Source organism: Bacillus sp. AFS037270 (assembly GCF_002585305.1).
The window spans coordinates 77,230-93,883 of record NZ_NUNF01000041.1; the positions used below are offsets into that span (position 1 = coordinate 77,230).

The 16,654-nt window shown below is 38.1% G+C and carries 14 protein-coding genes and 2 pseudogenes; all 16 read left to right on the forward strand.

Annotated elements, in window-relative coordinates; genetic code table 11:
- The first annotated feature begins 330 nt into the window (after nt 1–330).
- The 16 genes and pseudogenes from COD92_RS20255 (at nt 331) to COD92_RS20325 (ending at nt 16,648) form a co-directional block, all read left to right on the forward strand.
- Entirely contained in the window at nt 331–2,025 is a 1,695-nt protein-coding gene (locus COD92_RS20255) for a sigma-54 interaction domain-containing protein (RefSeq protein WP_098527435.1), read from the forward strand.
- Between the two features lie 71 nt (nt 2,026–2,096).
- Nucleotides 2,097–2,723, forward strand: a complete 627-nt coding sequence (locus tag COD92_RS20260) for a nucleotidyltransferase family protein (RefSeq protein WP_098996498.1) — start codon at nt 2,097–2,099, stop codon at nt 2,721–2,723.
- 155 nt (nt 2,724–2,878) lie between these two features.
- Nucleotides 2,879–4,336, forward strand: a complete 1,458-nt coding sequence (locus COD92_RS20265; RefSeq protein ID WP_098527433.1) for a protein adenylyltransferase SelO — start codon at nt 2,879–2,881, stop codon at nt 4,334–4,336.
- A 259-nt stretch (nt 4,337–4,595) separates the two neighbouring features.
- Nucleotides 4,596–5,726, forward strand: a complete 1,131-nt coding sequence (locus COD92_RS20270) for an ATP-binding protein (RefSeq protein WP_098527432.1) — start codon at nt 4,596–4,598, stop codon at nt 5,724–5,726.
- Nucleotides 5,727–5,977: 251 nt separating this feature from the next.
- Nucleotides 5,978–6,670 carry a Na-translocating system protein MpsC family protein gene (locus COD92_RS20275; protein ID WP_098527431.1) on the forward strand — a complete coding sequence of 231 codons (693 nt, stop codon included), beginning with the start codon at nt 5,978–5,980 and terminating at the stop codon, nt 6,668–6,670.
- 112 nt (nt 6,671–6,782) lie between these two features.
- On the forward strand, nt 6,783–7,454 hold the full coding sequence (locus tag COD92_RS20280; protein ID WP_255286505.1) for a Na-translocating system protein MpsC family protein: 672 nt from the start codon (nt 6,783–6,785) through the stop codon (nt 7,452–7,454).
- Between the two features lie 131 nt (nt 7,455–7,585).
- Nucleotides 7,586–7,855 carry an iron-sulfur cluster biosynthesis gene (locus COD92_RS20285; protein WP_098527429.1) on the forward strand — a complete coding sequence of 90 codons (270 nt, stop codon included), beginning with the start codon at nt 7,586–7,588 and terminating at the stop codon, nt 7,853–7,855.
- Nucleotides 7,856–8,025: 170 nt separating this feature from the next.
- Nucleotides 8,026–8,802, forward strand: coding sequence for an IclR family transcriptional regulator (locus COD92_RS20290; protein ID WP_098527428.1), 777 nt, complete (start codon nt 8,026–8,028; stop codon nt 8,800–8,802).
- 54 nt (nt 8,803–8,856) lie between these two features.
- A complete protein-coding gene (locus COD92_RS20295) occupies nt 8,857–9,744 on the forward strand; it encodes an acetaldehyde dehydrogenase (acetylating) (protein ID WP_098527427.1) in 888 nt (295 codons plus the stop codon).
- 23 nt (nt 9,745–9,767) lie between these two features.
- A complete protein-coding gene (gene dmpG, locus COD92_RS20300) occupies nt 9,768–10,796 on the forward strand; it encodes a 4-hydroxy-2-oxovalerate aldolase (RefSeq protein ID WP_098527426.1) in 1,029 nt (342 codons plus the stop codon).
- Nucleotides 10,797–11,007: 211 nt separating this feature from the next.
- A pseudogene (locus COD92_RS33635) lies at nt 11,008–11,643 on the forward strand (GntP family permease); the annotation flags it as partial.
- Between the two features lie 87 nt (nt 11,644–11,730).
- Nucleotides 11,731–12,414 (forward strand): annotated as a pseudogene (locus tag COD92_RS33640) (GntP family permease); the annotation flags it as partial.
- A 223-nt stretch (nt 12,415–12,637) separates the two neighbouring features.
- A complete protein-coding gene (locus COD92_RS20310) occupies nt 12,638–13,708 on the forward strand; it encodes a branched-chain amino acid aminotransferase (RefSeq protein WP_098527424.1) in 1,071 nt (356 codons plus the stop codon).
- An 11-nt stretch (nt 13,709–13,719) separates the two neighbouring features.
- Nucleotides 13,720–14,634: a ketopantoate reductase family protein gene (locus COD92_RS20315; protein WP_098527423.1), complete on the forward strand. Its 915-nt coding sequence runs from the start codon at nt 13,720–13,722 to the stop codon at nt 14,632–14,634.
- Between the two features lie 286 nt (nt 14,635–14,920).
- Entirely contained in the window at nt 14,921–15,697 is a 777-nt protein-coding gene (locus COD92_RS20320) for an amino acid ABC transporter substrate-binding protein (RefSeq protein WP_176541038.1), read from the forward strand.
- 291 nt (nt 15,698–15,988) lie between these two features.
- Nucleotides 15,989–16,648 carry an amino acid ABC transporter permease gene (locus tag COD92_RS20325; protein WP_098527421.1) on the forward strand — a complete coding sequence of 220 codons (660 nt, stop codon included), beginning with the start codon at nt 15,989–15,991 and terminating at the stop codon, nt 16,646–16,648.
- The last annotated feature ends 6 nt before the right edge of the window (nt 16,649–16,654 follow it).

The following is a 16,654-nucleotide window of genomic DNA, read 5'->3' on the forward strand; positions in this document are numbered from 1 at the left end:
GTTCAGTCCCAAGAGATATTTCTGATTTTGATTGTTTAGTCAAAATTCTAGATTAAGTTGCTGGGGAAGTATTCAGTAATTCCATTTAAAAAAGCTGAAGCCGTTCCATACGGGTTCAGCTTTTTTATACTTAATCTGAGCTTTTGTGATTGACAATCAGGCGCGTTAAAATATCTAACAAAGATTAACTCGTTGTTAAAAATTCAGACAAAATCAGTGATCATAATAATGTTTTTGCTTTATAGGCGTTGAAGCCATTCTTAATGCGATTAAGTGGATAAAGCGTTTTATTTTTGTTAAAGTGAAAGAAAAGCGAGAAAGGATTTTAGTATGTTCAAAAGTGCACAATATCAATTAGATTACTCCTTTACAATTGTAAATGATCGTACACCATTAACTGAAATTAAAAAGAAACTGAACGAGTATAATTTTGTCATTGTCGCAGGTGGAACATACTTTATCATTAATAACTATGAATATAACCTGATGGCTTTAGGGAACGATTCTATGCTTATTATTGACTGGCTTCGGCATCTCCAATGGCTGCCTTCAACAGTCGTTTCCACTGACAAAGGTCTCCCGTCGGAAGTGGACTGGAGAAGGCCGGTCCTTTTTAAAAATGAAGGGGAATACATGGGAATCCTAACATCAGGAAAGGAAATTAAAAAACTTAATGAAGAGAATAACAAGATTTCAGCTTATTTTGAAACCTTGGCTGAGACCATAAGTGATTCTGTTACGGCTGTGGATGAATCAGGAAATGTTGTTTACTGGAATACAACGGCAGAAGAGACATACAAGATTAAAAAGGAATTTATCCTGGGTAAGAAGATTGGTGAGCACTTTAATGATGATTCGGTTATTCTTCATCGAATTCTGAATGAAGGGCGGTTTGTAAGAGGAGAGTACCATCGTCCAAATAAAGATACGCATGTTCTAATAAATGCCTTACCGATTATAATTGAAAACAAAATTATCGGCGGTGTCGCTACAGAACATAATATTACCAATATTATACGGCTTAATGAAGAATTGGACTCAAACTCATCTTTACTCGTCCCTAAAACAAATCCATTTTCTACGATGGTAACGGGAAGCCCGAGATTTCAAGAGTCATTGAAAATTGCGCAAAAAGTAGCGCATGCCGACATACCGGTCCATATAACAGGGGAACCTGGTTCAGGCAAGGAAATGTTAGCGCAAGCGATTCACTATGGTGGAGCAAAAGCAGATGGAGCTTTTATCACTTTAAATTGCTCGGTAATTCCTGCGGCATTATTAGAAATTGAACTTTTTGGTTTTCAAAAGGATACCGACACCTCCGAGCAGCAAACTTTGCAAATTGGAAGGATTGAGCAGGCGTCTAATGGTACGTTATATATTGAAGATGTTGATAAAATGCCGCTATCCATTCAGGGCAAGTTGCTGGACTACCTAGTCGACCATAGTTTCTACAGGGTTGGAGGGGTAGAGAAGATTGCATCTACTACCCGGATTATAACGTCTACCTCCGAACCCATTGACTTGCTGCTAAGGGAAGGGAGTTTAAATGAGAAGCTCTACTTCCATCTTTCGGTGATAACAATCGATATCCCTCCGCTTCGGACCAGAAAAGAGGATATTGTCACATTGGTTGATAAATATATCAATGAATTTAGTGCTAAGTATAAAAAAGTGGTTCCAGAGGTTCATCCCGAAACGATGCTCCACATAGTGAACTATGATTGGCCTGGCAATGTGCGTGAAATCAGGAATACCATCGAACGAATCGTTCTACTGAATGACAAGCCATCTATTACAAGTGAACAATTGCCTGAGAACATAAAGAGCAAAATTATAATCAATAATAACGAGGGAAAAGGTGTGGAAAGCACCCCGGCAGAAATTTCCTCAAAGAATGCGGAAGCATTGCAAATAGAAGAGGCATTAAGAAAAACATATGGAAATAAAAGTGCGGCGGCTAGTTTGCTCGGTATTTCACGGGGGACTCTTTATAACAAAATAAAAGAATATGGTTTAGGTTGAGCTATTCTATTAAACACCATCATGTGTGTCTTTTTAGACCTCACGCTTGATAAAAGAGGAGGAAAAAATTCATGGGGCTACCCATAAATTTGATACCGATAAGAGCAGTAGTTTTAGCTGCAGGTGTTTCCTCAAGAATGGGAAAATTTAAGCCTTTGCTTCCGATTGATGGAAAACCTATGCTTGAGATTGTTTTAACAAAAGTTTTATCGTTTCCGTTTCAAGAAGTCTTAGCAGTTGTTGGGTATAAAGGACATGAACTAAAAGAGGCTATAAATCTTGAAGACGATCGGTTCAATTGGATCACTAATGAACAATTCTTAGAAGGGTTAAGTAGTTCGATAAAGGCAGCAATCGGTTTCGGTAATAATGAAACAAGTGGTGTTTTAGTTTTCTTGGGTGACCAGCCCCTTCTAAGGCCATCTACAATCGACCAAATCCTCAAAGTTATTATAGAAAAGGGACTCGCTCAATCCAAATGTATTGTTCAACCAACCTACAATGGAATTCCAGGGCATCCTGTTTTTATTTCTGCCTCAATGATCCCTTATCTAAAAACAATAACCGGTGACCAGGGAGCGAAGCCGATTTTTAAATTTGCTGATCAACATATTTACGTGCCAATAGATGATGAATGGACGATTTTGGATGTGGATACGAAAGATGATTATCAAAATATAGTTAACCATTCTATATGAGGCTGCTCTCTTCAGGGAGTGATCAGTGCAGACCTCACATTACCTTGAAGGAGAAAAGGTATAATAACTATGCGAAGGCAAAAATTAAAAAGGGCTATCACCATTGTACGAAGAATAACAATAAAATGAGGATTATATGTAGAAAAGGAGCTCCCATGACAAAAACAGGATGGAATTTTGATAACAGTTACTCCCATCTTCCTGAATCATTTTACACAAGACAAAACCCAGGCCCTGTAAATTCACCAAAGCTAGTGATTTTGAATGAACCAGTGGCAGAGGAGTTAGGCCTTGAAATCTCGGCACTTCAAAGTGAGGATGGTATAGCAGCGTTTGCAGGAAACCAGATTCCCGAAGGTGCCGAGCCGCTTGCTCAAGCCTATGCCGGCCATCAATTTGGTCATTTTACCATGTTAGGAGACGGGCGGGCCGTATTAATTGGGGAGCAAATAACACCCCAAGGAGAACGAGTAGATATCCAGCTCAAAGGTTCAGGCAGAACCCCATACTCGCGGGGAGGAGATGGCCGTGCGGCACTTGGGCCTATGCTGCGTGAATACATCATCAGCGAAGCTATGCATGCATTAGGAATCCCAACCACCCGCAGCCTGGCAGTGGTTACAACGGGCGAGACCATTATCCGCGAAACCCTGCTGCCTGGAGCGATTCTTACACGGGTGGCTGCTAGTCATATCCGTGTCGGAACCTTCCAATACGCTACAGGAAGAGGAGAAGTGGATGATCTGCGGGCATTGGCTGACTATACCATAAAGCGCCATTATCCAAACACTAAAGATAATGAGTACAAGTATCTATCATTGCTTCAAGAAGTCATCAAACGTCAGGCTGCACTAATTGCCAAATGGCAGTTGGTTGGTTTTATCCACGGAGTGATGAACACTGATAACATGACAATTAGTGGTGAAACCATTGATTATGGACCTTGCGCCTTTATGGATCAGTATGATCCGTCAACTGTTTTCAGTTCTATTGACAGAGAAGGGCGCTACGCCTATGCTAATCAGCCGTATATTGGCGGATGGAATCTGGCTCGATTTGCGGAAACCTTATTGCCGCTTCTTCATGAAAATCAAGAGCAAGCTGTCCAATTAGCGCAGGAGACTATTTCAGGATTCACAAAGTTGTATCAAACCAATTGGCTCGCAGGAATGAGAGCAAAAATAGGGATTTTTAACGAAGAGGAACAGGATGAATCATTATTTGAAGAGCTGCTCAATCTAATGCATAAGTATCAGGCCGACTACACTAATACTTTCCGCTCCTTAACCTTTGCTCAATATGATGATAACAAGTTATTTGGGAAACCTGAATTTTTAAAATGGAAGGAGCGGTGGAAGGCCAGACTTGGAAGGCAGAAGGAAACGGAAGAGGAATCAATTCAGTTAATGCAAAACAGTAACCCTTCGGTAATCCCCCGGAACCACCGGGTAGAAGAAGCACTTGAAGCAGCGGTTACTCAAGGAGATTACAGTGTAATGAACAAACTTTTACAAATACTCTCAAACCCTTATGCACACAATCCGGGACAGGAGGAATACTGTACACTGCCTGAGCCGTCTACTCGTCCTTACCAAACCTTTTGCGGTACATGAGTGGAAAAATTTTTCAATTAAACTTTAAGAAAATACTGATAATTTATTGCTAAAGATGTAAAAGTATAATATAGTTAAGATGGATATAGAGTAAATGCTCTATTCTACCCGGAAAATTGAGTTAAATAGTTAAAACTTAAAATGGTAACGAATTCTAGAAATTGATGCTAGATTTTAAAGCCACAGTAAGATGTAGGGAATCCCCTGCACTTATTGTGGCTTTTTTAATTTAATAAATTAAGAAAGGAGGGTCTGCCTTATGGTTATGCATGGAACCGATCGAATGAGTGTTCTGTTAAAAGTATATAGAGATACGAACATGGATAAGGACTTTTCGATCCTATCTAAAAATCGTGATGCATTTATATTAATTGACCTGGAAGGGAAAATTGAATATTCCAGCCATGCTTGTGAACCCTTATTAGGTTATTCGAGAGATACTTTGCATCAGATAGCATTAAATAAATTGTTTGTCTTAGACTTTTTAAATCAAGAGCAAACCTTCTTTAAAGGGAGAGAACAGGAAAAACTTGATAACTTTGATGCCCAGGTACAAGTCATTGATGGAAGTATCTTAGATGTAAATGTTACCTCAATTCCTATTTTTTTTGAACAGGATTACCTTGGCGCGTATCTAGTCATTAAGGATATAACGTCCATAAAACAGAAAAGGTTAACGATGGAACGTGAAAAAGAGTATCATACCTTAATTAATAATTTATCACGCTTATCGGAAAAACAAGCTACTGCTGGTCAGCTGGCTGCTGGGATTGCACATGAAATCCGCAACCCCATTACCGCTATAAAAGGATTTTTACAATTACTAATGGGAGAAAACGCTGGTAATAGAATCTATTTTGAAATCATTAATTCCGAGATTGACCGGATTGAAGAAATTCTAAAAGAATTAATGGTCCTTGCAAAGCCAACCAAACAAAAATATGAGCGAGTAAATCTTCAAAGTTTATTAGAGCAAGTTATTACCTTAATGGCATCGCAGGCCCTCTTAAATAATATCCAAATTGATACACAACTTGATTTTACTTACACCTGGATAACAGGAGATAAAAATCAATTGAAACAAGTTTTTATTAATTTTATAAAAAATGCAATCGAAGCAATGCCCGAGGGAGGGATGGTGCAAATAAATGGGAGTCCTCTTGTTGGCGGTCAGGTCCGAATTAGCATCACCGACCAGGGCTGCGGAATTCCTGAAGACATTCTCAATCAGATAGGCCAGCCTTTTTTTACCACTAAAGAAAATGGAACAGGGCTGGGGTTGCTCGTTAGCCGCCAAATTATTAAAGAACATAAAGGGGATTTATACATAGAGAGTAGTAGGAATGGAACCACTCTTCATGTGGAATTTCCTTTATCTTCTGAACAATAATTTTTCATTCATCGTTATTTTTCACCTAATTTTGTTGTTATCCTGTAAATTTAATGTTATTATGAATTTTGTCTAATGTCTTGCTGTCATTAGTTTTGAAAAACCAGTTTTAAAGTCTATTTTATTATAAAAATATATTCTCATTGTGATGGTAAATGGTAGAAACTATTTTTTTAAAAGTCGTCTTAACCGTGGCCTAACTTCCTTTTTGTGAAGTTAGGCCTTTTTATATTGTATCAAGGGGGATCTGAATGGTTGCAACTAAAGAAGATTTGCTGTCTCTGAGCAGTTCTTTTAGTAAAGTCATAAAGCGGGGGTTTGGTAGAGGTCCTGAAACCTGTTATACGGTCTTAAGGGCAAACAGATTATACGTTTATATCAGTAACTTTATGACACCGGCCGAAGAAATTTTAGCGGAAAAGCAAGAATTTAATTTGCTGATGAATTTTCGGTCGTCTGTCATAACTGCTTTGTCTCAAGAATTGGTGCAAGAGGCATCGCTTGTTTTAGGAATTACTTTCGATTCCTTCTATCAAGATTGGAACTATAATTCGAACTCGGGTATATTGCTATTAGTGAATAATAGTTTCAATCCTGATGTGAAGATAGATGAAAGTTTTGAGAGGAAGTTATTTCAATTAGTACGAATAGTGGGTTCGCAGCTTCATAAAATTCCCAGCGAGTTAAAGGTTGTTAAGTACACTCAGAATATCTGTGCGATTGAATCAAAAGGTGTTATGCTGCCACTAGACTACTTGATGGTAGAACAGGGAAATTCTGACTTGTTATTTACATATACTAGAGAAATTAAAAAGGGTTATTATCAGCATAGGGAATTATTTGAAGAACTGTTTAATCGGTCGATTGAGGATTTATTTATGATGCGGGACTGTAAAAATAATAAAAGTTATTTGATCTTTATCTTCAACAAAGTATATACCTGAATAAATGGTAAAAATTTTACTGCTTGGGCATGATAATGACAGGCAGTATTTTTCTGCCTTTTTCGAAAGTGAGGTCGAAACACTTATGACATCGCCACTACAACAAAAGTTAATGGATATAAGCAGTTTAACTAGTAAATTGTTAAGAAAAAATTTTGGACGTGGGCCGGAATCCTGTTATGCGTTTGCAAATAAGAGGTTTCTGGTTTTTTACATAAGGGGATTCCTGTCACCGTTGGAAGCTACTTTATTGGAGAACGGTAATTCCGATCATATCGAAATTTCACGAAATATAGTCATGAAAACTGTTCATAACCAGTTAAAAGGTATTCTTGAGCTGGAATTTGCGCAAGACATTGAATCCTTTTACCATGATTGGAATTATCCACAAAACACAGGAATGATAACCGTCCAATTTGAAGGTGACATTATAGAGGAAGTTGGCCGTAAGCTTAATGATCCTGTGGACCTAAAACCTTTAATTGATGAGGTTGAAAGGGTCAGTATTTTGGTACAAAAAAGACCTGAAAAAACCGAAGCATATTATATTTCGCCAAAAATTTATTTGATAAAACGAGATGGGATTTTAGTCCAGATTGAAAAGGCATTAATTGAAAAGGGATATGAACAAACGCTTATGGTAACCAAGGATGAACTGGAAAAGTCTTATTTACATCGAGATGGGCGCTTTGAAGAAATTTTTAGCAATCCGGTTGCAGATATTTTTGTGGATTGGGACTTTAGTGAGAATAGAAGCATAATGTGCTTTGTTCTTAAGGATTAATAAGTAAAAGCATTATGATAACAACAGCACTTTGGCAGATTTTAAAATACGATGCTTAAATAATTGTCCATGACAGGCTTCCGTTAATCTGCCATAATCATCCTAGGTACGAATAGAAACGGGGTGATTTTATGTTTATTGTTACAGCAGCGGCAAATCAAGAGCTGCAAAATCGGTTAAAACAATTTGGTCATAAACAGTTTATTCGGATGCAAATGCGGAAAAGTTGTTTTATGAAAGTGAAGGTAACATTAGAAGAAGCCGTTCAAGCAAGTGATACAGAATTCATAAAAGATGGGCTGTACTTCATTATTGATGCAGGAGAATGCCATTATTTCAATCATAAAGCATTAGATTATATTCCGGATCACACTGGATTTAAACAGTTTGAGATTATTTAGTCAGATCATTTTTAAAAAAAGCCGTATTTTCCAATAGGAGAATTCGGCTTTTTATATCGAAAATAGTACAAATGAAAACGTTGACAGAATTATAACCGAAGAGTACTATAAAAGTATACTTAGTATTTACGAACACCATTCGATAATGTCGAACAGAAAGGAGAGACAAAGTGACGGAACGCCTGATTCAATCAATCGAAAGAGCTGCAGATGTCCTCGAACTTTTTTTGACTTCACATCCAGAACAAAGTATTAAAGAAATTAGCGACAGATTGAACCTATCAAAGAGTACTGTCCACGGTATTATTAAAACCTTGGAACATCGAGGCTACCTAGAGCAAAATTCAGACAATCTGAAATATCGACTGGGAATTAAACTTTTTGAACTAGGGAATTACGTAGGAAAAAATCTTGATATAGGAAGAATTGCCAGACCTATCATAAAAGATCTGGTTGAAGAACTAAATGAAACCGTTCACCTAGTAACGCTGCAGCGTGATGAACTAATTTACATTGAAAAGGTAGAAGGTCCAAGTGCCTTAACGATTTATTCACATATTGGCAAAAGAGCCCCATTTCATTGTACAGGTGTTGGCAAAGCCATCTTATCCCAATTAAGTGAAGAAGAGGTTGATCGTATTTTATCATCCGTCAGCATGGAAGCATTCACGGAATTTACGATGACAAATATCGAGGAAATCAAAAGTATTTTGCCATCAATCAGGGAGCAAGGTTATGCCTTCGATGATGAAGAGATTGAACTAGGACTAAAATGTATAGCTGCACCGATCTTTAATCATCAAGGGAATGTTATTGCTTCGATAAGCTGTGCTGCCCCTAAAATGAGGTTAGATGAAGAACGTCTGCCTAAAGTAATAGAGGGAATTAAACAAGCAGCAGCTGAGATTTCAAGACAGTTAGGTTATAAAGGGAAAAATGTATCTTAATAGAGAAAGCACAGAGAATAAATTAATAAATTTAGGTATTGGAGGAGAATTATTTTGTCAAAAGTAAAAGTTGCCGTTCTTGGATCAGGGAACATTGGTACAGATTTGATGATTAAGCTAGGCCGTTCTGAACTATTAGAGTTAACTGCCGTGATTGGGATCGACCCGCAATCAGATGGACTCCGTCGTGCGAGAGAATTAGGTTATGCCGGAGTTGATACAGGAATTGATGGATTTCTTGCGGATCCAACTTTAGAAGCTGACATCGTTTTTGATGCCACATCTGCAAAAGCGCATTTATATAATGCAAAAGTATTAAAAGAAGCCGGCATAAAAGTAATTGATATGACTCCAGCTGCAGTAGGACCATATGTATGTGCGGCCGTTAATATTGAAGACCATTTAGATAAAGATAATATCAATCTGATTACCTGCGGCGGTCAAGCAACCATCCCAATGGTTCATGCTGTAAACCGTGTTGCACCAGTTGAGTATGCAGAAATAGTTGCTACCATTGCAAGTAAGAGTGCTGGACCTGGAACACGTGCTAATATTGATGAATTTACGGAGACCACTTCTAGAGCAATTGAAGTAGTCGGAGGAGCGAAAAAAGGGAAAGCCATTATGATATTAAACCCAGCTGAACCGCCAATTATGATGCGTGATACAGTGTATACGCTTGTGGAAGATGGAAAAATGGATGAAGCAGCCATTAGACAATCCATCGCTGAAATGGAAAAAGTAGTACAATCCTATGTGCCAGGCTATCGTCTCCGCACTGAAGCCATTTTCGATGGCAATAAAGTGACCATCTTCCTTGAAGTAGAAGGTGCCGGTGATTACTTGCCGGTGTATGCAGGTAACCTTGATATCATGACTTCTGCTGGTGTAAGAATTGCTGAAGCATTTGCAAAAAAACTATTAACGAAAGAAACAGTTTAAGCTGTTAGAAAGGGGTAAAGAAAATGACGAATGAGAGAGATATCCTGATTACAGAGGTAGCCTTACGGGACGGAAGTCATGCGATTAATCATCAATATACAGTGGAACAAGTACTTAAAATTACCAAAGCATTGAATGATGCGGGCGTACCATTTATTGAAGTATCCCATGGAGACGGGCTAGCAGGCTCTTCTTTACAGTACGGTCTTTCCCGTACAAATGAAATGGAATTAATTGAAGCCGCGGTATCCGTTGCTGATAAGTCTAAAATTGCTGTTCTTCTTTTACCAGGAATCGGTACTTTGCATGAGTTAAAAGAAGCCGCTAATTTAGGGGCTAAAATGGCCCGGATTGCCACTCATGTGACAGAGGCAGACGTAGCTCCCCAGCATATTGCTTACGCAAAAGAATTAGGGATGGAAACAGTTGGATTCCTCATGATGAATCATATGGCTCCGGTTAATAAATTAATTGAACAAGCTAAATTAATGGAAAGCTATGGTGCTGATACAGTTTATGTTGTGGATTCTGCAGGTTATTTACTGCCTAACCAAGTACGTGAAAGAATTCATGCCTTGAAAGAATCAGTTGGCATCAATATCGGTTTCCATGGTCATAACAACTTATCACTCGCAATGGCCAATACTCTTGCGGCGATTGAAGAAGGGGCAACGCGAATTGACGGAAGTGTACGCTGCTTGGGAGCGGGTGCAGGTAACACACAAACAGAAGTATTAGTTGCCGTTTGTGAACGGATGGGAATTAAAACAGGGGTAGATTTATATAAAATGATGGACTTAGCAGAGGACATTGTTGCTCCTATCTTACAAGTACCGCAGGAAATTACAAAAGACAGTCTAACATTAGGATATGCGGGCGTATACTCCAGCTTTGCCCTTCATGCTAAACGTGCAGCTGCAAAATTTGGAGTTGATTCTCGTGATATTTTAGTAGAATTAGGAAAACGTAAAGTAGTTGGCGGCCAAGAGGATATGATTGTCGAAGTGGCGGCCGAGATTGCTAAAAATAATAGTAAAGTAGCGTTAAGCTAAATATTTAAAGATTCATAACTTCTAAGAATTGGTGGAAAGGGAAATATTCACCCTTTCCGCCAGCATACTGACGCAAGGATATATATTTTTTCGAATCACTGCAGTATTTAATGAAAGCGGTTTTAATGTTCTGTGATCATTATCCTCAGTTGCTAAGATATATCTCGCTGTTACTTCTTAGAATAAACTCGTGAATTAGAGGAGAGATTTTATGGAACTGGTTATTATCCTATTAGCACTCGGAATGTTAATGTTTATTGCTTACCGGGGATTTTCAGTTATTTTGTTTGCGCCTATTTGTGCATTATTTGCGGTATTCCTAACAAGTCCTGATTTCGTTTTACCGTTTTTCTCAAATGTATTTATGGGAAAAATGGTTGAATATATTAAATTATATTTTCCGATTTTCTTATTAGGTGCCGTTTTCGGTAAGGTTGTTGAAATGTCTGGATTAGCACGTTCTATTGCAACAACACTTATACAATTAGTAGGGCGTAAACGTGCCATGCTGGTCATTGTATTATTATGTGCGATTCTTACCTATAGTGGTATCAGTTTGGTAGTAGTTGCTTTTGCTGTCTATCCTTTTGCAGCAAACCTGTTTAGACAATCTAACATTCCTAAACGATTAATTCCGGGTACCATTGCGCTAGGTTCATTCACCTTTACAATGGATTCACTTCCAGGGTCTCCACAGGTACAAAACGTTATCCCGACCACATTCTTCAAAACAAATCTTTATGCAGCACCAACCCTTGGAATTATAGGTGCGATTTTTATTTTCACACTTGGTATGCTTTATTTAAATTCACGCAGGAAAAAGGCTGAAAAAGCTGGTGAAGGATACGATTGCTTCGGAACGATTAAAGAAAAACAAATTGAGGTTAACCTTGATTTACAAGAAAGTTTGGCACGTAAAATATTGGCCTTTGTACCGGTTGTACTTGTCGGTGTATTAAATAAAGTGTTAACCACCCTAATTCCTAAGTGGTATCCGAATGGATTTGATTTTTCAAAGATTGGCTTAAATTTTCCTAATATTGAAACTTCACAGGTTGTGGGTATATGGTCGGTTGAAATTGCACTTATTGTTGGTATTCTTACTACTATTTTATATAATCGAAAACCAATTGTTCTTAACTTTAAAGATGGTATGAATGTCGGGATTGCCGGAGCCTTGTTAGCAATAATGAACTCAGCTACTGAATACGGTTTTGGCGCTGTTATTTCATCACTGCCTGGTTTTACGATTGCGCGAGATGGCATTTCTAAATTATTTGTTAATCCATTATTAAACGGTGCGGTGACCACAAACGTTCTTTCGGCTATTTCTGGCTCTGCTTCAGCGGGGATAGCAATTTCATTAGGAATTATGGCTGACAAGTATATTGAACTAGCAAACCAATTTGGAATTCCTCTTGAAGTTATGCACCGGGTTATTTCGATGGCCTCAGGCGGTATGGATACTCTGCCACATAATGGTGCGGTCATCACGTTACTTGCGATTACAGGTTTAACACATAAACAGTCCTACCGTGATATTTTTGCAGTAACCATTATTAAAACAATCGCCGCCTTCTTTATTATTGCCGTTTATTTAGTAACGGGACTAGTTTAATAGAAGAAATAGGAGTAGACTAGGCGAGTAAACAATGTCTTTAATCTGACAAGTTTACTTGCTTTTTTCTTTGCCAAAAAGTTACATTCCTATTTTTATTAGATACTATCAAATTTAACCCTATTCTTCGAAAAATATGTTAAAATAATCAAAATAGTATTAAAATTATGTAACTATATCTTTTATAGAAAGTTTATAGAGACTAAGGATGGGAGCTTAAAACATGCAGGAGTTAAAAATTGACGTTACTTTAAGTACAGAAAAGAAACAAAAGCCATCGTTTGATAACTTGGAGTTTGGAAAAAGCTTCACTGATCACATGTTTGTATGGAATTACACAGAAGGAAAAGGCTGGCATGACGCACGAATTATTCCGTATCAGCCTATTACGTTAGACCCAGCTGCTACCGTATTTCATTATGGGCAAACGGTTTTTGAAGGACTTAAAGCCTATTTAACAAAAGATGAACAAATTTTATTGTTTAGACCTGATGAAAATATGAAAAGGTTTAACCGATCCAATGACCGGTTATGTATGCCTAAGCTGGATGAAGAAGGTGCATTAAGCGCTTTGAAGCAATTAATTCAAATTGACCGTGAATGGATTCCTTCAGGAGAAGGAACATCACTCTATATTCGTCCATTTATGATTGCGACTGAAGCATTTCTGGGAGTACATCCTGCTAACAGCTATCAATTTATGATTATTCTTTCTCCGGTAGGTGCTTATTATAAAGAGGGAATCAATCCTGTTAAAATTGCTGTAGAAAGTGAATATGTTCGTGCCGTTGCCGGCGGAACAGGTAATGCTAAGACAGCAGGAAATTATGCAGCAAGCTTAAAGGCATCTGAAATTGCCAGTGAAAATGGTTATTCACAGGTGTTATGGCTTGATGGCAGGGAAAATCAATATATTGAAGAGGTTGGCAGTATGAACGTCTTCTTTAAAATCAATGGGGAGGTTATTACCCCAGAGTTAAATGGAAGTATTCTTGAAGGGATTACACGTAAATCGATTATCGAACTATTAAATTATATGAATATTCCAGTGGTTGAACGAAGAATTTCAATTCATGAAATTGAGCAGGCCTATCGTGATGGTGTGCTCGAAGAAGCATTCGGCACAGGAACAGCTGCAGTTATCTCACCAATCGGTGAATTCTTATGGAAAAATGAGAAAATGGTGGTTAATAATGGAAAGATTGGCCCATTATCCCAGAAATTATATGATACATTAACAGGAATCCAAAATGGTACAAAAGAAGATCCTTTTGGATGGTCAGTACAGATTTAAGGTGAAGTGAGATGGTCATAAAAAAAGTCTCTATTATCGGTCTTGGGGCATTAGGGATTCTATTTGGGAACCAATTTTCCAAGAGATTACCCCGTGCTGATTTAAGAATAATAGCTGATCAAGATCGCATTCAATGCTATAAAGAGGTCGGGGTTTTTTGTAATGGTGAGCGCTGTGATTTTAACTATGTGAGACCTCATGAAGCGTGCGAACCTGCAGATTTACTGATTATTGCGGTAAAATTTAATGGCTTAGCTGATGCGATTCAAGCGGTCAAACACCATGTTGGAGAGAGAACGATTATTTTATCGCTCCTGAATGGTATCACTAGTGAAGAAATCATTGGTGAGGCTTATGGTATGGATAAAGTATTATATTGTGTAGCCCAAGGCATGGATGCCGTTAAAGTGGAGAATCAACTGACATACGACCATATGGGGATGATCTGCTTTGGGGGAACTGAAACAGAAAAGGTGAATAGCCTGGCTGAGTTTTTTGAACAAGTGGAGATTCCATATGAGGTTGACCCCGATATGTTAAGAAGGCTGTGGGGAAAATTCATGCTTAATGTAGGGGTAAATCAAACCGTTGCTGTCTTTGAAAGTAATTATGGAGAGGTTCAGCTTGAGGGACCAGCCAGAACGATGATGATTTCGGCTATGAGAGAGGTAATGGCACTCTCGGAAAAAGTTGAGGTGCCTTTAACAGAAGAAGATTTAGATTATTGGTTAAGGGTATTAGGCAAATTAAGTCCAGATGGAAAACCCTCAATGGCCCAGGATGTTGAGGCAAGACGATTTAGTGAAGTAGAGTTATTCTCCGGTACGGTAGTAAAATTGGGGAAAAGGTATGATGTGCCAACGCCGGTTAATCAAGAGTTGTATCATAGGATAAAGTCAATTGAGAACCAGTACACAATGGCATAAGGAAAAGACTTAAGGCAACTCCCCGTTTCGGGGAGTTGCCTTTTTGTATAGATAATAATTCTAAGCAGATACAACTACGTCATTTTAATAAATAAAAAAATTCTCTATATTAGAAACATTCATAAATGTAAAAAAAGTCTATTTCTACATAGAAAGAGACTTTTTTCGTTTCAGTAGAAAAGTGATTGTGTTTTAAAATATTATAATGTTATAATGTGTTAGTATGATAATATGGTAACGTGCTAAAGGACTTATTAAATTATCTTGTAAAAGGTGGTAATACATGATGAAACGTATAGTAACAATGATGCTGGCAATTGCAGCTGTTTTTTCTCTTCTTACAGCCTGCTCAGGCAAAACATCTGGTGCTAAAGATGACAAGCTAATAATTGGGATTGATGATAAATTTGCACCTATGGGATTCAGAGATGAAAATAATAAAATTGTCGGCTTTGATATTGACCTCGCAAAAGCTGCTGCTAAAAAGATGGGGAAAAAGGTAGAGTTTCAGCCAATCGATTGGAAGACAAAAGAGTCTGAACTTAGCAGCGGTCGCATTGACCTCATTTGGAATGGCTATACTATTACTGATGACCGAAAGAAAAAAGTGCTTTTCACAAAGCCCTATTTAAAAAATGCACAAGTCGTTGTAACACGGACTGATTCTAAAGTTACTAAACTATCGGATTTAGAAGGTAAAGTTGTAGGTCTTCAATCGCTTTCCTCTGCGTCAGATGCTTTAGATGCAAACCCAATTAAATCAAAAATTAAAACTGTAACGGAATTCAAAGACAATGTGTTAGCTTTAAACGATTTAAAAAGCGGACGTTTGGATGCGGTGGTCATTGATGAGGTCGTTATTAATTATTATATGACTAAAGAGAAAGATACTTTTAAAATATTGGATGAATCACTTGCCCCTGAGGAGTACGGAGTAGGTGTGAAAAAAGGCAACGAAGAGTTACTTAAAAATCTACAAAAAGCCCTTGATGATATGAATGCAGATGGTACGGCATCGAAAATTTCAACAAAGTGGTTTGGCGAAAATAAAGTATTGAAGTAAAATTATAAGAAGGTAAAACAGGATTTCCTCCGGAAAGCCTGTTTTGTTTGTGGTCTAGGAAATTATTGATTTACTACTTGTGGACAACTTTTTACAGGTTTAGACACGTCCAGCTCCAGCGCCTAGCCCCTCGATGGTCTACAGCCAATCCGTCCAAAAGGTTAAAAAGAAACCTTTCGGCCGGCTCGTCTTNNGACAAGTCGCCCTATATCGGGGCTGACCAAGGCGCTTGCGCTTTTGTTCTTAATTGGTAATGTTGCTTACGCTTTTCTAATTGGAGGAAAATTAAGAATGTCTATTAATTACATTATTTCAATCCTGAAGCCAATGCTTGAGGGGGCGCAGATGACGATCCTGTTATTCATCATTGCCATTTTAGTCTCCATTCCATTGGGCTTTTTATTAACATTGGCGGTAAGAAGTCAAATTAAACCATTGTCATGGCTTGCTCAAGCTTATATATATGCGATGCGGGGAACGCCGCTGTTATTGCAATTATTATTTATCTGTTTTGGGCTGCCAATGATACCTGTCATTGGTGAATATTTAGTCTTGGATCGTTTTGTGGCTGCCTGTTTAGGGTTTATATTAAATTATGCTGCATACTTTGCTGAGATTTTTCGTGGAGGGCTGCTGGCAATTGATAAGGGACAATACGAGGCATCTCAAGTGCTTGGGTTGAATAAATGGCAAATGACAACCAGAATTATCATGCCGCAAATGTTTCGAATCGCCCTGCCGGCTGTAGCAAATGAATCGGTTACGCTAGTAAAAGATACTGCCCTCCTCTATGCAGTTGCAGTACCGGAATTATTGCATTTTGCTGAAACTGCAGTAAATCGTGATTTTACAATCGTACCATTCGTTGTTGCAGGGGTAATTTATCTCTTGATGACACTGGTATTAACACTAGTATTTAAATGGGTTGAAAATAGATTTAGATTTGAATAGAAGGTA